The sequence below is a fragment of the Ruminococcus sp. CAG:379 genome, from assembly GCF_000434255.1.
In the GTDB taxonomy this organism is placed as follows: domain Bacteria; phylum Bacillota; class Clostridia; order Oscillospirales; family Ruminococcaceae; genus Ruminococcus_F; species Ruminococcus_F champanellensis.
In genome coordinates this window covers 1,124-18,706 of sequence record NZ_FR894900.1, presented here as the reverse complement: position 1 = coordinate 18,706, position 17,583 = coordinate 1,124, and the positions used below count along the sequence as shown (strand labels likewise).

Below are 17,583 nucleotides of genomic sequence, written 5' to 3'. Positions count from 1 at the left end.
CCCCAGGGGGACAGCGGTCTGACCGGCAGAAAAATCATCGTGGACACCTACGGGGGCTATTCCCGGCACGGGGGCGGCGCTTTCAGCGGCAAGGATCCCACAAAGGTTGACCGCTCCGCCGCATACGCAGCACGGTACATTGCCAAGAACATTGTCGCCGCAGGACTGGCAGACAAGTGCGAGGTGCAGCTGGCTTACGCCATCGGCGTGGCAAAGCCGGTTTCCATTCTGGTGGACACCTTCGGCACCGGCAAGGCGGACGAAAGCGCCATTGCAAAGGCTGTGGACAAGGTGTTTGACCTGCGACCAGCTGCTATCATCCGCAAGCTGAAGCTGAAGAAGCCCCAGTACCGGCAGCTGGCTGCATATGGTCATATGGGTCGTGAGGACTTACAGGTTGCCTGGGAGCGCACTGACATGGTGGACGCCCTCAAGGCGGCTCTTGCGTAAACCTGCATAGCTGTTGTTTCAGCGCCTCCATCTCCGGAGCATCCAGTTCCCGGGTGGAGGCACTGCTGTATACTGCCACCCCGTTCAGCCCTGCCTCCAGCACTGCAGCAGCCTGCCGTGCCGGGATCTCCTGCTCTGTGAGCCATTCCATTCTGCCGGTGCCTGCCCAGTCGTCTGCCTGTCCCACCTTGTAGGTACAGATGCCGGGGATCAGCCGCACCCCATCGGTTTGCACCATCCCCTGCCAAAGGGCAAGCATCTCCGCAAAACCGCAGGTCTCATTGTCAAAGCCATAGTATAGCTGCGGTAGGATCCAGTCACAGTAGCCCGACTGACTGCACCAGGTCTCCGGGTCTGCATACAGCAGCTGTGCGCTGGCTGCGGGATCTCCCCGGGGGCTGATGCTGAAGATCCTGTCTGCTGCATGGGCTTGGGCATACAGAGCGGCTACAAGCGTGTTTACCTGCTCTGTACGCCATGCTGTCAGATCCTCCGACCGGGATGCGGCAAAGGCAGCGGCGTCCAACTCCGGCTCCGTGGTGGGGTAAAAGTAGTCGTCAATGTGCAGCCCGGCGATGTCATACCCGTCCAGAAGCTCCTGTGCCCCCGTACAGATCAGTGCCTGAGCATGCGCATCTGCCGGGTTCAGATACCATCTGCCGGACACCTGTACAATGGGTTCTGCCTGTTCCTGTGCCCACATACGGGTGGGATATGTATCCGGAATCTTCAACATCTGCCCGGCGGTCTGGCACCGGTAGGGATTGATCCAGGCATGCACCTGCAAGCCTACCTGCTGATTTTCCTCCAGGAACACCTGAAACGGGTCAAAATCCTGGCTCCAGGATGCAGCCCTGGGATACACCCGGGATCGGTAATAGGCGTCTCCATTGCTGCGCACCTGCACGAACACATCCGTAAAACCATTCTCACATAGCCAGGTCAGCTCCTGGTGTACAGCGGCACGATATGCCGCTTCCGTAGCCCCCTTGAGCATGTCCGACAGAGAAACCGCCGTCAGCCATGCCGCAACCACCGGAGATCCGGACTGCTGCACAGGAAGATGCAGCTGCTCTGCTGTCTGCTCCTGAAGCTCCAGACGCATACCCATGCCGGGAGTGATTCTGCCGGTTCCGGGGGTGCATCCCATCAAAAATACTGCCAACAGGCAAATATACCGTTTCATAAAAAGAACCCCTCCGTCATCAATATATGCGGAGGGGTTCTGGTTTATGTGGTTCAGACAATACCGTGCAAAGCCGTCAGTCAAACTATGTGCAACGTTGCCTTAGTGTACAACAATGAATGCCACACAGGTGATCAGCAGGAAGGCTGCCACCAGAATGGAAAATACGCTCACCCGGCGGGAACCAGTGGGCTGTACGCTGGGTTCAGCGAAGTGTAGCATCCGCAACATGGTCACAAAGGGTTTATACAGCAACAAGGTCAGCGCACCGTTCAGCCCTGCCTTCGCCAGATTAAAGGGCAGGAACACAGGCAGAAGCATGGACGCCACCACATCTCTGGGTGTACCCATATACAGGGGGGTCACCAGATAGTTCCATAGGAGCATAACTCCCGTCATCAGCACCGTGCCGCTGAACAGGCTCAGGAGCGCCATAGACATGGTGCGATGCCGCCGGTAAATGACAGCAGCGGGGGCAGCAAAAGCTACCGTAGAAATGATGTTCATCAGAAGCCCGATGGGACCGGTGGTGCTGATGGTGACAAATTCCAAAAAGGAAATTACCACGGACATAAACACGGTTGCCATGGGACCGTAGAGGAAGCCACCCAGAGTGATGAAAATATCCTTTGGCTCATAGGACAAAAATCCGTACACCGGAATATCCACCAAAAACAGAGAGATAAACGCCATGGCAGAAAGCAGTGCCAATACCACCAACTGCTTGACATCCAATTTTGCCCTTGTGCGTGTGCTGTGGGTTGTGTGTTCCATATTCAAAACTCCTTTACCAATGAAAAACGCCCATACCATTGCAGTATGGGCGAAAAAACGCACTTTTGCGTTTTGTTTCTCTCATCCGGACTATAACCGTCGGTATCGGATTTGCACCGATTCAGCCTTTCGGCTCGTGGACTTTGCAGCATGCCGCATCACCACCGGTGAGGAATTACACCTCGCCCTGAAACGTTCTTCTATTCAGTTTTCGGAGCGTTTACTCGTCTGTGTCTTCAGAATCCTCTGCGTCCTCGATTACCAGATCATCGTAGTCAAACTCCAGTGTTTCGCCGCAGTTGGGACATTCCATGGAGCCTTCCTCCAGAATGCTGTCGTTGAGCAGGATGGTGTCTCCGCAGCTGGGACAGCAAACCTCATACATTTCGTCCTCATCGTCGAAATCACAGTCGCAGTCATCATCCTCGCAGCAGCAATCGTCATCCAGGTCAAACACTTCTTCTTCCACATCGCCCAGGTCTGCATCCAGAATATCGCACAACTCAGTGAGTTCATCCACCTGTGCCTGCAGATCCTCTACATACATTACCATTTCCTGCATCACATCAGACATCTGCACCAGTGCCTTGCCCTCCTTGGTGGAAGTGTCCACTTCCAGACCGTCCAACAGGCCCTGCAAATAAGACATTTTCTCGGTCAGCTTCATGTTTAAGACTCCTTTCCCTCGTCAGCGTGAATCGTCGGGTGGATTTATGCGCGCTCCATGTACTCGCCGGTACGGGTATCTACACGGATCATATCGCCTTCGTTGATAAACAGCGGAACCTTGATCTCTGCACCGGTTTCCAGTGTTGCAGGCTTCAGTGCGTTGGTGGCAGTATTGCCCTTGAAGCCCGGATCAGTCTGGGTAACCTGCAGCTCTACAAAGTTGGGGGGCTCAATGCCGAATACGTTACCCTTGTAGGACAGAACCTTTACAGGCATGTTCTCCTTGACAAACTTAAAGGACGCACCCAGCATATCCTTGTTGATGGGCAGCATCTCGTAGGTCTCTGTGTCCATAAAATAATACAGATCCCCATCGCTGTAGCTGAATTCCATATCCTTTCTTTCAATGAACGCAGTGGGATACTTATCGGAAGGGTTGAAGGAACGCTCAACCACACTGCCGGTAATGACATTCTTATACTTGGTACGAACAAAAGCAGCGCCCTTACCAGGCTTTACATGCTGAAATTCGATAACCTGAACCACCTGGCCGTCCAGCTCAAAGGTGATACCGTTTCTAAAATCGCCAGCTGAAATCATACATTAAACCTCCAAAAAAGATGTTACACAAATATAGCCTTATTATACAACATTTCTTCCCGTTTGACAAGGGGTTTTCACAAAGTTTTTTGTCCGGCGCAATGCCGCACCAGCCCCTCCAGCGCCAGCAGGTAGCTGTCACCCCCAAAGCCGCATACCACACCCAGGCATGCAGGAGCGATCACGGAGGTGTGCCGGAATTCCTCCCGGGCGTGAACGTTGCTGATGTGTACCTCCACACAGGGAATCCGGATGGCAGCAATGGCATCCCGGATGGCGTAGCTGTAGTGGGTATACGCCCCGGCGTTCAGCACCACCCCGTCAAAGGCGTGGCGTGCTTCGTGGAGACGATCCAGGATCTCTCCCTCATGGTTGGACTGGAACACCTCGCATTCCACCCCCAGCTCCTTCGCCCGGGTCAGGATTACACCGTTCACATGGGCAAGGTCGTTCTTGCCGTAGATGCCCGGCTCCCGCTCCCCAAGCAGGTTCAGATTCGGCCCATGAATCACCAGAATACGCATATGCTCCTCCTTATACCTTTGGCAGAAACGGCCGTTCCAGCCAGCGCTTCACCCGCAAAAAGCCCTTGTTTTCATACTGAATGGGGCGCACATAAATGGACTTGACCCCGCACAGGTTTGCGCCCAGAATGTCCGTAAAGATCTGATCGCCTACCACTGCCAGTTGGGAAAAAGGCAGCTGCATGCGCTTCTGCGCCAGCCGGAAGCCTCTGGGCAGGGGCTTTGCCCCCTCCGCCACAAAGGGCAATCCCAGTGCCGCAGCGAATGGCTGCACCCGATGGGACCGGTTGTTGGAGACGATCATCATGGCGATCCCCGCCTGCCGCATCACACCGATCCAGCTCAATACGCCCTCTGCCGGTGCAGGATTGTCGTGGGTAGTCAGTGTATTGTCCAGATCCAGCATCAAGCCTCGGATCCCATATTGCCGCAACAGACCCGGTTGGATCTGCAACACGCTGCGCAATGCGACTGTAGCATGAAACATTGATACTCCTCCTGTGGGGTTGGTCATGGTCTTGGAGCAGCACGACACAAGCTCCGTGGGGTGCTGCCTGGAAAAAGAAAGACGGACTTTGTCAAAAAGTCCGTCTTTACTGATCGCTGTGATTAGAACTTGCGCTTACGAGCTGCTTCGGACTTCTTCTTACGCTTTACCGAAGGCTTTTCGTAGTGTTCTCTTTTACGAACCTCTGCAATCACGCCATCCTTTGCACAGGATCTCTTAAATCTTTTCAGTGCAGTGTCCAAGGATTCATTCTTGCCGACACGAATTTCTGCCACTATACTCCCTCCCTTTGTCCCAAAGACAGAGGCTATCTATCCCAGCTGCCCGGATGGGCGGCTAAGTCAGCATCCCAAGCCATTTATAATACGTATTATATTTTATCACAATCTTTCCTGCTTGTCAAGCAGGAATCTGACCAAAATGCAAATTTGTTATTTTGCTACAAAATTCACGAGCTTATTTTGTACATATATCTCCTTGACGATTTGCTTGCCCTGCAAAGCATCCTGGATCTTCGGCTCCGCTTTGGCTTTTTCCAGCACATCCGCCTGCGCACTGTCCACCGGAACCTGCAATCTGGAGCGAACCTTTCCGTTGATCTGTACCACCAGTTCTACCATTTCATCCACGCACAGTGCCGGATCAAAGGTGGGCCACTTCTGCTCATTCAGCACACCGCCCAGATTCTGAACCTCATACATTTCCTCAGTCATATGGGGCGCAAAGGGATTCAGCAGCAGAAGCAGTGTCCGCAGCTCTGCCCGGTTGATGGAGCCAAGTGCGTAGATCTCGTTGATGAGCGCCATCATGGAGGCAATCGCCGTATTGAACTTCAGATTTTCGATATCCTCAGAAACCTTCTTGATGGTCTTGTGCATCAGGGCACGGGTCTCCGGACGGTATTCCTCTCCGTCGGTGAGCATATCCTGCAATGCCCATACACGATCCAGGAACCGCTTGCAGCCACGAATGCTGGAAGGACTCCAGGGAGCGGTCTTTTCAAAGTCCCCGATGAACATCTCGTACAGGCGCAGGGTATCGGCACCATACTGTGCAACTACCTCATCCGGGTTGATGACATTGCCCCGGGACTTGGACATCTTCTGTCCGTCCTCCCCCAGGATCATACCGTGGGAGGTGCGGCGCATGTAGGGCTCCTTCTGGCTCACTGCGCCAATATCGTACAGGAACTTGTGCCAGAACCGGGAGTACAGCAGATGCAGGGTGGTATGCTCCATACCGCCATTGTACCAATCCACCGGCATCCAGTAGTCCAACGCCTCCTTGGATGCCAGGCACTCCTTATTCTTGGGATCGCAGTAACGCAGGTAGTACCAGGAGGAACCAGCCCACTGGGGCATGGTGTCCGTTTCCCGCTTTGCAGGGCCGCCGCAGTGGGGGCAGGTGGTGTTGATGAAGCTGTCCAGAGTGGACAGCGGGCTTTCCCCGTTGTCAGTGGGCATATAGCTATCCACCTCCGGCAGAGTCAGCGGCAGCTCAGACTCCGGCAGGGGCACATAACCGCACTTTTCACAGTATACAATCGGGATGGGCTCACCCCAGTATCTCTGCCGGGAGAATACCCAGTCACGGAGCTTGTAGTTGACCTTTTCGTGACCCTTGCCGTTTTCCTTCAGCCATTCCTTGATCTTGACCTTGGCCTCCTCCACAGAAAGCCCATCCAGGAAGCCGCTGTTCACCATTTTGCCGGTGGCACAGTCGGTGAACGCCTCCTTTTCGATATCCCCCCCTGCAACCACTTCAATGATGGGCAGGTGGAACACCTTTGCAAAGTCATAGTCACGGGTATCATGCGCCGGAACCGCCATAATGGCACCGGTACCATAGGTCATCAGTACATAATCGGAGATAAAGATGGGAATCTCTCTGCCGTTTACCGGATTGATGGCACGGATGCCCTTCAGCTCTACGCCGGTCTTATCCTTTGCCATTTCCGTCCGCTCAAAATCAGACTTTCTTGCCGCCTTTTCCTGGTACGCCCGGATTTCCTCCATATTGGACAGCTTATCCGCCCACTTTTCAATGTAAGGATGCTCCGGAGAAATAACCATATAGGTTGCGCCGAACAGCGTGTCCGGCCGGGTGGTATACACTGTCAGCGTCTCCCCGGTGGTGGTGGTGAAATCCACCTCTGCGCCGGTGGAGCGGCCAATCCAGTTGATCTGGGTGGCCTTGATCTTATCCAGGTAGTTGACCTCTGCCAGGTCGTCCAGCAGGCGCTGTGCATACTCGGTGATCTTCAGCATCCACTGGGACTTGACCTTGTGAATGACCTCACCGCCGCAGCGCTCACATACACCGCCGACCACTTCCTCGTTGGCCAGCACCACCTTGCAGGAGGTACACCAGTTTACAGACATTTCCTTCTTGTATGCAAGACCCTTCTTGAACATCTGCAAAAAAATCCACTGGGTCCACTTGAAATACTCCGGATCCGTGGTATTGATCTCCCGATCCCAATCAAAGGACAGACCCAGGGACTGGAGCTGTGCCTTGAAGTGGGCAATGTTGTTCTTGGTGACAATGGCAGGGTGGATCTTATTCTTGATGGCATAGTTCTCGGTGGGCAAACCGAATGCATCCCAGCCCATAGGGAACAGCACGTTGTAGCCCTCCAGTCGCCGCTTTCTGGATACGATATCCATTGCCGTATAGGGACGGGGATGCCCGATGTGCAGACCCTGTCCGGAGGGATACGGGAACTCTACCAGTGCGTAGAACTTGGGCTTGGAATAGTCCGTACCGGCTGCAAAGGTATGATGCTCCTCCCAGTATTTCTGCCACTTCTTTTCAATCGCCGTAAAATCGTATTTGCTCATACTTGCTCCACTCTTTCTGAAAATGATTCTATCATCAGACAGACCTGTTCAGCCGTGCCTGCTATCATATTTTGCTCAATGCCGCATAGTAAACCGCTGCCGCACGCCTCTGTGCCACAGCAGCAGAAACGCAAAGAACAAATCCACCACGCCCTCCAGCAGATACAAAAGCGTTCCGTTGGACAGCCCCTTCAGATTGCCCGGCAGGTAGTAGATTGCCACCGCCGCCAGCCATACGCCAGTCACATAGTTCATATACCGTACCCCGTACAACAGGCACACGGCAAATGCCACCGTCACCACCAGCATGCCTACGTCAAAGCCGCCCAGCAGCCCGTTCAGCACCTGTTTTGCGATCATATAGCAGGCGGCAACAAGGCTAATGGCCTTTCCACTGGTTTGCATAGGAACCCCTCCCGTTGCCTTATTCCTTGGTCAGATAGGATGTGATATCCACTACTGTACCGTCCGCCCATAGGTTCTCCAGCTGATACAGACTGCGGGCATCCTTCATAAATACATGCACTACAATGTCCCCATAGTCCAGAATGATCCAGGAGGCACTCTGGTAGCCCTCCGTCCGGAGCGGCTCCACGCCTTTTTCGCTGAGCTTGAACTCCGCTTCATCCGCCAGGGTCTTTACATGGGTATTGCTGGTTCCGTTGACGATCACAAAATAATCCGCCAGAATGGTCAGATCCGAGATCTCCAGAACCTGTATATTTTCACCACGCTTCATATCCAGTGCACGCACGATCACTTCCAGCTTTTCTTTTGCTGTCATAGACATCCTCCCTTGTTATTTACCTCCGAAGGTATCCCCGTTGTGAACATCCTCCAGGTTGGTATTGTTGTTATCATAAGCCGAGGTCTTGTAGCTGCCTTCCTTGACAAGCTCCGTAATCGGCAGATCGTATTCCTTCTTCAGATAGGGACGGAAATGCTCATTGAGCAGTTCTTCAGTCACCGACTTGTGGATGGTATAAACGGAATAGGGCTTTTTGTACCCCGGGGGTGTATAGTTGTAGCCCTCTCCCGGCAGCATGTACATGCTGATGTTTTCCATGCCCACCGCAATGGCAAAATCGGACAGCTTGCTCATTTCATCGATGCTCAGATCCGTACCGATCCACTGGTTGTCATAGATCTTCTTCATATAGCCCATCATGGTCAGAGTACCAGTCTCGCATACCTTGTTCATCATGGCAGCCATAAAGATCCGCTGCGCCTGCATACGACCGATATCCCCTTCGTTATAGCCATGCCGATACCGCACCAGCCACTCCGCCTTCTGTCCGCTAAGCACCTGGGGGCCTGCATTGATGATCTTGTCCGCTTCATACTGAATGGTATAGGGCATATCCACTTCCACGCCCCCCATCAGATCCACAATGTCTACAATATCCGAGCAGCCGGTGGTCACATAACGATCCACCGGGATCCCGAAGGTTTCCTCCACGCAGTCCACTGTCCGCTGGATCTTGGACTTGGAGCTGTCCCCCATGGAGTACACGCTGTTGAATTTCCCAGCCTTAAAGGAGGTATAATCCGGCACATAGCTGTCCCGGGGAATCTGCAAAATGTTGATGGTATTGGCGGCGATGTCGCACACTGCCAGCATATTCACGTCCGTATTGGATCTGCCCTCGTCAAAGCCGCAGAACAAAATGGTGAACTGTCCTTCTACCAGCTGATCCAGATCCAATCCGTCGTCCAGGGTGCTGTCCACCTCACTGCGCACTTCATAAGAAGAAGTCTTGGAAGAAAGCTCCCCCTCCATGCTCTCCAGAGGCTTGGAATCCTTGAACATCTGCATCAGGGAAATCTGTTCCCCATCTACCTTGATAAAGGGAATATACAGCACCATACAGATGATGATCACCAGAGCGCCGATCACTGCGCCCACGGCTCCCAGCTTTTCTCCGATGGTCATTCTTTTGCGTCGGCGGCTTCTGTATTCCATCTTGCCCCCACCGGAGCGCTTCTGTGTCCTTTTTGCCATGTTTCTATTTCAGATCCGCTGCGCAGATCTGCTCTCCTTTCCCTTGCTTTGCAACTGCCCGTCACGTCTTCGTCTTGTGATGCTTCTCCTGCTTCTCACAGAAAATATACTGATTGTAAGCCTCAACTGTAACCGGAGGCAGATATCCGCCCTTTTTCAGTGTGGTTTCCATGGAGAACCGTATCCCCTCCAGCATGGCGGCGTTGATGCTGGTCAGACAAAGCTGCCGCATCTGCTCCACGCCATCATAGGTACGATCCTCGGAGATCAGATCCGCCAGGTACACGATCTCCTCCAGCCGGGTCATGCCGGCTCTGCCCACTGTGTGATACCGAACAGCATTCAGCACATCCGGATCCGTCACTCCCATGCGCACCTGAAGAAAGTACGCACCGGCAATGCCATGCCACACGGGCTTGGTGACAAGCTCCTCCTTGGAAACTACGAAGCTGCTTGCCCGAACCAGTTCCTCCTGTTCCTCCGCAGGCAGTTCCTTGCACACATCATGCATCAGCCCGGCAAAGTAGGCTTTTTCCGGATCCTCTCCGTAAAGCTCTGCCAGGCGCTGTGCCTCATGGGCAACGTTCAGCGAATGGGTATACCTTTTTTTAGAAAGGCGTGCCTTCAGGAACGCCCTGTTTTCATCAAAATGATACAAGCGATCACCTCAAACAATGCTCTCACCGCTGCACACACCGTACAGTCTGTGCAACATTATATATTGTACTACGTTTTCCGGCAAATAGCAAGAAAATTTTCGGCAAAGCTCAATTTTGTGACGGATTTGTGACGAAGACATGGGAAGCGGCTTGGCATGCACCACTGTGACCTGTCCATAGGAGGAAAGCTCCGCCGCCTTCTGGCGCAGTACATCCTCCGGTTCCGTGCCCCGGGATACGCAGAGCAATCCTGCAAGGGTCAGGATCTCCTGCCAACAGTACCAGCTGTCGAAGCTCAGCAGCATATCGCTGCCGGTCAGCAGGAACAGGGCATCCTCCGGGAAACAACTGTGCAAATACCGCAAGGTCTCCACCGTATAGCTTTTGCCCGGTTTGGTCAGCTCATAATCGCTGACCTCCAGCCAGGGATAAGGCTCCGCTGCCAGCCGGCACATGGCATGCCAGCCGGCACATGGCAAGCCGGTCGGCAGCAGGGGCATAGGCATCAGAGGATTTATGAGGCGCCGTGCCGGAAGGCATCAGCAGCATCCGATCCAGTCCGCACTGCTGGTGAACCGTCTGTGCCAGATGCAGGTGTCCGTTGTGGATGGGATTGAAGCTGCCGCCAAACAGGGCAATGCGGCTCATTTCAGATCAATGACCGGCTTTTTCGGATTGCGCCGGTACAGCACGAACCGGCTGCCGATGACCTGTACCACCTCAGAACCGGTCTGCTCTGCCAGCTGCTCCGCAGCCTCCCGGGCGGTGTAGCCGGAATTCTCCAGCACCCGCAGCTTAATCAGCTCCCGGGCACGAAGAGCATCGTCAGTCTGTGCCACCAGGGTGTCGCTGATGCCCCCCTTGCCCACCTGAAAAATCGTGTCCATACTGTTTGCCATTCCCCGCAGAACGGCACGCTGTTTGCTTGTCAGCATACTGTACCCCTTTCCTGTTCCAAATACCCATACACCTGCCGGAGGGCATCCGCCCGGTGACTGACTGCATTCTTCTCCTCCGCCGTCAGTACCGCAAAGCTCTTGCCCTGGTACCGGAATACCGGGTCATAGCCAAAGCCATTCTCCCCCTCCGGCACCATGCCGATGATACCCTCTACCTTGCCAAGAAAGCTGTGGGCATCGCCCGTTGCGTCAATATAGCACATGGCACACAGAAACCGGGCAGTGCGCTGCTGCTCCGGCACACCGGAAAGCTCCTGCAACAGCTTTGCACAGCGGTCTGCGTCCGTGGCATGCTCCCCGGCGTACCGATGGGAATACACCCCCGGTGCCCCGTTCAGTGCATCCACCGCCAGACCGCTGTCATCCGCCAGCACCGGCTTCCCGGTCTGTTCATAAAATGCCCGTGCCTTCAGCTCCGCATTCTCTGCAAAGGTGGTGCCGGTCTCCTCCACATCCAGCTGCACCCCTGCCTGGGACTGGGACAGTACCTCAATGCCCAGGGGACGCAGCATCTGGGAGATCTCCCGCAGCTTGTTCTGATTATTCGTCGCCAGTATGATCTGCTTCATTTGCCTGCTCCTCTCCCTTGTCCGTCCGTTCAAACAATGCAGTTACAAAGCTGCGGCTGTCAAAGGGCTGCAAATCGTCGATCTGCTCTCCCACACCGATGAGCTTCACCGGAATGCCCAGCTCGTTCTTGATGGAAATCACAATGCCGCCCTTTGCGGTGCCATCCAGCTTGGTCAGCACGATGCCGGTAATGTCCGCCACCTCGTTAAACAGCCGTGCCTGGTTGACCGCATTCTGCCCGGTGGTGGCATCCAGCACCAGCAGGGTTTCCACGGCGCAGCCCTCCGCCTGCTGATTGATGATCCGGTTGATCTTCCGCAGCTCCTCCATCAGATTCTTTTTATTGTGCAGCCGACCTGCGGTATCGCAGATCAGTACATCCGTTTTTCTCGCCTTTGCAGCGGTCACAGCGTCAAACACCACTGCCGCCGGGTCGGAGCCCTCCGCATGCTTCACCAGATCCACCCCGGCACGCTGAGTCCAGACCTCCAGCTGATCAATGGCAGCTGCCCGGAAGGTATCCGCTGCTGCCACCAGCACCTTTTTGCCCTGCTGTTTGTACTGATGGCACAGCTTGCCGATGGTGGTGGTTTTGCCGGCGCCATTGACCCCGATCACCAGAATGACGGAGGGCGTGGTAGACAGATCCAGTGCCACATCCTCTCCCATCATTTCAGAAATGATCTCCTGGATCAGCTCCATAATCTTTCCCGGATCCGTCACGCCCCGCTCCTTGACCCGCTTGCGCAGCTTTTCACAAATCTCCACAGAGGTTTCCACCCCCATGTCGCTCATGATCATGGTTTCCTCCAGCTGTTCAAACAGATCCTCATCGATCTTGGTAAAGGAATTGACCACCCGCTGCATGCCGCTGATCATGGATTCCTTGGTTTTCCGCAGTCCCTCTTTGATTTTACTGAATAATCCCATATGTGTACCTCCTTACGCCTGTGTCGTGGTGTCCAGATCCGGCTGTTCCAGCTTCAAGAGCCTGGAAACGCCGTCTGCCTGCATAGTCACGCCGTACAGCACATTGGCTTCCTCCATGGCACTGCGGCGGTGCGTGACCAGAACAAACTGGGTATGCTCCGTGAACCGGTGCAGATACTGCGCATACTTGCGCACATTTGCTTCATCCAGCGCTGCATCAATCTCATCCAGAATACAGAAGGGCGCCGGACGCAGCTTCAAAATCGCAAAATAAATACAGATTGCCACAAAGGATTGCTCGCCGCCGGACAGGGAAATCAGATTCTTGATGACCTTGCCAGGGGGCGCCACGCTGATCTCGATGCCGGATTCCAGTACATGCTCCGGGTCTGTCAGAATCAGCTCCGCATGACCGCCTCCGAACAGCTCCTTGAAAATAGCCTTGAAATTGTCGTTGATCCGCACAAAGCTTTCCGCAAAGATCCGGCACATATCCTCTGTCAGGGATTCGATCAGCTTTTCCAGTTCCCGCTTGGAGCCGGTCACATCCGCCACCTGTGCGGACAGGAAGGTGTACCGTTCGGATACCTCCCGGTACTCCTCAATGGCGCCCACGTTCACATTGCCCAGTGCCTTGATCTTTCCCTTGATCTGTGCCAGGGTCTGCTGCGCCTTTTGCAGATCCTCCAAAGGCTCCGCCAGCTGCTCCGCCTCCGAACGGGTCAGCTCATAGGTTTCCAGCAGCTGCATGATGAGGCTGTCGTAATCCTTCTGGGCTGTGATCTTCCGCTCGTCAATCCGCATCGCCTCTCCGGCACGCTTTTCCTTGGCTTCATTGATAGCACGCATTCCCTCCCGCAGCTGGTTGATGTACTGCTGCTGGCTGTCGTGCTGCCCCTGGAGCCGGGTGATCTCCTGTCTGCATGCTTCCGTTTCTGCCTGCATCCGGGACAGGGTTTCCTGGCTGTGGGCAATCGCCTGCTCCTTCTGTGCGATCAACCGCTCCGCTTCTTTCAGCATTGCATGCAGTTGAGCTGCCCGGCTCTGGGACTGCTCCGCCGACTGCTGCATATTCTCCAGCTCCCGGCGGGCGGACTCCTGATCCTTCACGCATTCCATCTGCCCCAGCTTCAGCTTGGCAAGCTGTGCGGAAAGTGCCTCTCTTGCCTGCTGCAAGCCGCTGCGTAGATCCTGTTGGGCAGAAAGCGCCTGTTCCTGCCGGGCAATGCTCTGATCCACCTGCTCCAATGCCTGGGTGGCTTCCGCCAGCAGTTGTTCCTGTCGGGCAAGACTCTGCTTGGCATGCTCCACCCGTTCCTGCTGGGTGGCTGCCTGCTGTCGGGCGGATTCCGCCAGTGCCTGCTTGGCAGTACGATCCGCCGTCAGCCGGATGACCTCCGTCTGTGCCTGGGACAGCGCATCCCGGGTACTGTCCAGATCAAACCGCAGCTTATCGGTTTCCGCCTTCAGCCGCTCCCCGGCAGCCCTCTGACCCTCCTGCTCTGCGGTCAGGGCTTCGATCTCCGTCCCCAGGGTATCCAGCTCATTTTTCCGGGTGATCACCCCGCTGGAATGGGCGGCGGAGCCACCGGTAAAGGAGCCTCCCGCATTGATGACCTGCCCGTCCAGGGTCACGATCCGGAACTTATAGCCAAACCGTTTGGCGATGACCGTGGCACAGTCAATGTCCTCCGCAATGGCGATTCGTCCCAGTAGGGAACGGAATATTCCCTCGTATTTTGCGTCACAGGCAACCAATTCCGCCGCCAGTGCCACAAATCCCTCCATACTGGATAGATTCGGCTCGTGCAGCAGATTTCCCCGGACGGAGGTCAAGGGCAGGAAGGTGGCTCTGCCGGCACGCTGCTCCTTCAGATAGCGGATGCAGCGCTTGGCAATGTCCTCGTTTTCCACAATGATATTCTGCATGGCAGCACCCAGTGCGGTTTCGATGGCCACCCCGTATTCCGGCTTCACGCTGACCAGTTGTGCCACACTGCCGTGAATGCCGCTGATCCTGCCGCTTTTTCCGGCACGAAGAATCTCCTTGATGCTCCGTCCAAAGCCCTCCATGCTGTTTTCCAGATCCTGCAACAGCCGTCTGCGCTGCTGCTTTTCCCGCAGCCGCAGGGTAGCAGCCTCCCAGTCCTTCCGCTGCTGGGCGAGCTTCTGCATCTTGCTGTCATACAGCCGCTGATAGCCTCCCAACCGGTTTTCCTGCTCCCGGATCCGGTTCTGCGCCTGCTCCAGTTGCCTGGACAACTGATCCAGGGCGGCCTCATAGGCTGCGAACTGCTCTGCCTGCCGGGCGGCAGTATCCTCGCCCCCCTCCAGGGTCTGCTTCAGTTGGGTGATCTGCTCCCGGGCGGCCTGCTGGGTAAAGCGATGCTGACTCTGCTCCAGATACAGGGCATTCACCGCACTGCCTGCTTCGTCATATGCCTTGCCGGCGGCAGCAGCCTCCTGCTCCTGGGCTGCGAATGCCTGCTGTGCCTCCTGAATCTGTGCCGCAAAGTCCTTTGCATCCTGCTCCAGCTTTGCGATCCGCTGCTGCTGTGCCCGGATGCGCTCTGTCAGTTCTGTTCGGGAAAGCTGCTCTGCCGCATGGCTTTCCTCCGCCTGGGCAATCTGCGCCCGGCTGTGCTGAATGTCATTTTCGCTGACTGCGATATCCGCCTTTACAGCGGCGCTGTTCTGCTCGATCTCCAGGATCTGCCCCCGAAGCCGTTCCACCCCCATGGCGCTTTCCTGCATCCGGGTGTAGCCCTCTGCAATCTTGGCTTCCTCCCGGTCAATATCGTTTTGCAGATTTTCATATTCCGCCGCTGCCACCAGAGCCTCCTCCGACAAGGCGTCCAGCTTCTCCCGGAGGGTATCCAGCCGGTTCACCCATACGGAGATCTCCAGGCTCTTGCGCTGCTGGGCAAGCTCCAGGAATTTTTCCGCCTTGCCGGACTGGATCCGCAAAGGCTCCACTCTGCCCTCCAGCTCCGACACAATATCCGTCAGCCGCACCAGATTTTCCTGGGCTGCATGAAGCCGCCGCTCCGCCTCCTGCTTTTTATAGCGAAATTTGGAAATACCGGCAGCCTCCTCGAAGATATCCCGGCGCTCATTGCTCTTGGCACCTACGATCTCCGCAATGCGGCCCTGTCCGATGATGGAGTAACCGTCCCTGCCCAGACCCGTATCCATGAACAGCTCGTTGATGTCCTTGAGCCGTACATTCTTGCCGTTGATCTGGTATTCGCTTTCCCCGCTGCGAAACAGCCGCCGGGTCACGCTGACTTCCCGATCCTCCGACGCCAGTTCCCCCTGTTCATTGTCAATGGTCAGGGTCACCGCCGCAAAACCGACAGGCTTTCGAGCCTCAGTACCGGAAAAAATAACGTCCTCCATCTTGTTGCCCCGGAGGGTCTTGGTGGATTGCTCCCCCAGCACCCAGCGCACGGCGTCGCCGATGTTACTTTTTCCGCTGCCGTTCGGTCCCACTACAGCAGTCAATCCTTTGTCAAAGCTCAGCTTGATTTTATCAGGGAAGGATTTAAACCCCTGAAGCTCAAGTGATTTCAAGTACATGCAAGTGTTTCCTTTCTATGGACAGATGCGCCCGGTTCCCATATGCATTCCTCCATGCCGCATGCCGGATCCTGTATCAGCCGCAGCACTGCCCCCTGCTGTGCAAACCACGCCCGGTTACAGCCCTTATGGCCGATGCTCCGGCTCAGTGCCGCAGGATGCACCCGGAATACATAGATGCGCCCCGGCTCCGGCGTGCCGATCTGTGCCTGCATCCGGCGCAGCAGTTTGCGGCTTTCGCAAAGCTCCCGGAAGGCTGGGTGGTAATACCCGGCGATCCGGTTTTCCGACACCCCGTCCTGGGCATGGAGCCCACAGCGGATCACCCGGATCCCGGCGGTGGCGCATTCCTCCAGCAGCCGTGCGCACAGGTCGATCATATCTGAAAGGGGCAGCATGGGATATGCCCCATCCGCATACAGCCGGGCAAGCCTGGTGCCGGGCAGCACCACTGTGGGGTAGATCCGCATGGTGTCCGGTTTCATGGCAATGCACCCTCTGCCGGTGGCAAGATCCGTTTCCGGGGTACTGCCATACAGCCCGGTCATCATCTGTAAGCCCAGTTCCATGCCCTGTGCCCGGACGCATGCGGCAGCCCGGTACACATCCCGGGCGGTATGCCCCCGTTCGTTCACTTCCAGTACCGGATCCCACAGGCTCTGTGCTCCAAGCTCCACAGCTGTCACCCCGTAGGACGCCAGCAGCGCCGCCGTTTCCCTGTCCATGTAATCCGGCCGAGTGGAGATCCGGATACCCCCTGCAAGCCCATCCCGCAAAAAGGGCTGCACCGCCTCCAGCAGTTCCAGCATGTAATCTCTGGGCAAAGCGGTAAAGCTGCCGCCGAAAAAAGCGATCTGGGTATGCGCCGGATCCCCCATAGAGGGCAAGGCATTCCGACATAGGGCAGTCACCTCCTCCGGAGAGGGAGCATGGACGCTGCCGCTGATGCAGTGCTGGTCGCAGAAGCTGCACCGATGGGGACAGCCCAGGTGGGGAATGAAAATCGCCAGGTTTTTATGCTTCATAGCCCATCAGAACCAGCGCTTCCTTTGCCGCCATCTGTTCGGCTTCCTTTTTGCTCCTGCCGGTGCCGGTGCCGATCACGTTGGAGTTCAGGCACACGTTCACCACGAATGCCTTGTTGTGATCCGGGCCGGTCTGCTTGACCAGCATATATTCCACCTTCTCCTCCGGATTCTGCTGGACGATTTCCTGCAGCACGGTCTTGTAATCTGAAAAGGCTGCTGTCCGGCGGCTGTCGATATCCTCCGGGATAAAGCCCAGCACATAGGGAGTTGCCGCCTCCAGTCCGCCATCCAGGAAAATGGCGGCA

The 17,583-nt window shown here is 55.7% G+C and carries 20 protein-coding genes, 1 pseudogene and 1 riboswitch (2 of these 22 only partly in view); of the genes and pseudogenes, 1 reads left to right on the top strand and 20 read right to left on the bottom strand.

From position 1 onward, the window contains the following. Positions 1-450: the 3' end of a methionine adenosyltransferase gene (gene metK / locus QVO51_RS06815; RefSeq protein ID WP_022357772.1), read on the top strand. Its footprint begins 744 nt before the window's first position; 450 of the gene's 1,194 nt are visible here — the last part of the coding sequence; the start codon falls outside the window, past its left edge; it ends in the stop codon at positions 448-450. Here metK and QVO51_RS06810 read toward each other — a convergent pair. The 20 genes and pseudogenes from QVO51_RS06810 to rnc form a co-directional block, all read right to left on the bottom strand. Beyond that, positions 431-1,636, bottom strand: coding sequence for a glycoside hydrolase family 10 protein (locus QVO51_RS06810; RefSeq protein ID WP_022357771.1), 1,206 nt, complete (start codon positions 1,634-1,636; stop codon positions 431-433). The two genes, metK and QVO51_RS06810, sit on opposite strands and share 20 nt — an antisense overlap. A gap of 102 nt (positions 1,637-1,738) precedes the next feature. Next, a complete protein-coding gene (locus tag QVO51_RS06805) occupies positions 1,739-2,410 on the bottom strand; it encodes an ECF transporter S component (RefSeq protein ID WP_015558343.1) in 672 nt (223 codons plus the stop codon). Between the two features lie 69 nt (positions 2,411-2,479). Further along, positions 2,480-2,609, bottom strand: a riboswitch (FMN riboswitch). A gap of 21 nt (positions 2,610-2,630) precedes the next feature. Continuing rightward, positions 2,631-3,077, bottom strand: a complete 447-nt coding sequence (locus tag QVO51_RS06800; RefSeq protein WP_022357770.1) for a CD1247 N-terminal domain-containing protein — start codon at positions 3,075-3,077, stop codon at positions 2,631-2,633. Between the two features lie 44 nt (positions 3,078-3,121). Further along, positions 3,122-3,679: an elongation factor P gene (gene efp, locus QVO51_RS06795; protein WP_015558341.1), complete on the bottom strand. Its 558-nt coding sequence runs from the start codon at positions 3,677-3,679 to the stop codon at positions 3,122-3,124. Positions 3,680-3,756: 77 nt separating this feature from the next. Then, positions 3,757-4,203 (bottom strand): type II 3-dehydroquinate dehydratase, encoded by a 447-nt coding sequence (aroQ, locus tag QVO51_RS06790; protein ID WP_022357769.1) that lies wholly within the window; start codon positions 4,201-4,203, stop codon positions 3,757-3,759. A 10-nt stretch (positions 4,204-4,213) separates the two neighbouring features. Continuing rightward, positions 4,214-4,690, bottom strand: a complete 477-nt coding sequence (locus QVO51_RS06785) for a YqeG family HAD IIIA-type phosphatase (RefSeq protein ID WP_022357768.1) — start codon at positions 4,688-4,690, stop codon at positions 4,214-4,216. Positions 4,691-4,812: 122 nt separating this feature from the next. After that, a complete protein-coding gene (gene rpsU / locus QVO51_RS06780; protein WP_022357767.1) occupies positions 4,813-4,986 on the bottom strand; it encodes a 30S ribosomal protein S21 in 174 nt (57 codons plus the stop codon). Between the two features lie 156 nt (positions 4,987-5,142). Then, positions 5,143-7,551 (bottom strand): leucine--tRNA ligase, encoded by a 2,409-nt coding sequence (gene leuS, locus QVO51_RS06775; protein ID WP_022357766.1) that lies wholly within the window; start codon positions 7,549-7,551, stop codon positions 5,143-5,145. A 75-nt stretch (positions 7,552-7,626) separates the two neighbouring features. Continuing rightward, positions 7,627-7,956 (bottom strand): hypothetical protein, encoded by a 330-nt coding sequence (locus QVO51_RS06770; protein ID WP_015558337.1) that lies wholly within the window; start codon positions 7,954-7,956, stop codon positions 7,627-7,629. A gap of 19 nt (positions 7,957-7,975) precedes the next feature. Then, positions 7,976-8,335, bottom strand: coding sequence for a ribosome silencing factor (gene rsfS / locus QVO51_RS06765; protein WP_022357765.1), 360 nt, complete (start codon positions 8,333-8,335; stop codon positions 7,976-7,978). Positions 8,336-8,350: 15 nt separating this feature from the next. Further along, positions 8,351-9,553: an LCP family protein gene (locus tag QVO51_RS06760; protein ID WP_049775518.1), complete on the bottom strand. Its 1,203-nt coding sequence runs from the start codon at positions 9,551-9,553 to the stop codon at positions 8,351-8,353. 61 nt (positions 9,554-9,614) lie between these two features. Further along, complete coding sequence (yqeK, locus tag QVO51_RS06755) at positions 9,615-10,211, bottom strand: bis(5'-nucleosyl)-tetraphosphatase (symmetrical) YqeK (protein ID WP_022357763.1); 597 nt, start codon at positions 10,209-10,211, stop codon at positions 9,615-9,617. Between the two features lie 9 nt (positions 10,212-10,220). Further along, on the bottom strand, positions 10,221-10,667 hold the full coding sequence (locus QVO51_RS06750) for a nicotinate-nicotinamide nucleotide adenylyltransferase (RefSeq protein WP_022357762.1): 447 nt from the start codon (positions 10,665-10,667) through the stop codon (positions 10,221-10,223). Next, the gene (locus QVO51_RS06745) at positions 10,615-10,860 is read right to left on the bottom strand and encodes a nicotinate-nicotinamide nucleotide adenylyltransferase (protein WP_022357761.1); all 246 of its coding nucleotides are present in this window, start codon (positions 10,858-10,860) and stop codon (positions 10,615-10,617) included. Before QVO51_RS06745 ends, QVO51_RS06750 begins: the two co-directional genes overlap by 53 nt. After that, positions 10,857-11,147: a ribosome assembly RNA-binding protein YhbY gene (gene yhbY / locus QVO51_RS06740; RefSeq protein ID WP_022357760.1), complete on the bottom strand. Its 291-nt coding sequence runs from the start codon at positions 11,145-11,147 to the stop codon at positions 10,857-10,859. Before yhbY ends, QVO51_RS06745 begins: the two co-directional genes overlap by 4 nt. After that, positions 11,141-11,740, bottom strand: a complete 600-nt coding sequence (locus QVO51_RS06735) for an XTP/dITP diphosphatase (protein ID WP_022357759.1) — start codon at positions 11,738-11,740, stop codon at positions 11,141-11,143. The genes yhbY and QVO51_RS06735 overlap by 7 nt, the downstream gene beginning before the upstream one ends. Beyond that, positions 11,712-12,671 carry a signal recognition particle-docking protein FtsY gene (gene ftsY, locus QVO51_RS06730; protein ID WP_022357758.1) on the bottom strand — a complete coding sequence of 320 codons (960 nt, stop codon included), beginning with the start codon at positions 12,669-12,671 and terminating at the stop codon, positions 11,712-11,714. The genes QVO51_RS06735 and ftsY overlap by 29 nt, the downstream gene beginning before the upstream one ends. Positions 12,672-12,683: 12 nt before the next feature. Further along, entirely contained in the window at positions 12,684-16,250 is a 3,567-nt protein-coding gene (gene smc, locus QVO51_RS06725) for a chromosome segregation protein SMC (protein WP_022357757.1), read from the bottom strand. Beyond that, a complete protein-coding gene (locus QVO51_RS06720) occupies positions 16,241-17,275 on the bottom strand; it encodes an elongator complex protein 3 (protein ID WP_022357756.1) in 1,035 nt (344 codons plus the stop codon). Before QVO51_RS06720 ends, smc begins: the two co-directional genes overlap by 10 nt. Further along, positions 17,265-17,583 (bottom strand): annotated as a pseudogene (gene rnc / locus QVO51_RS06715) (ribonuclease III); it runs 382 nt beyond the window's last position. The gene QVO51_RS06720 and the pseudogene rnc overlap by 11 nt, the downstream one beginning before the upstream one ends.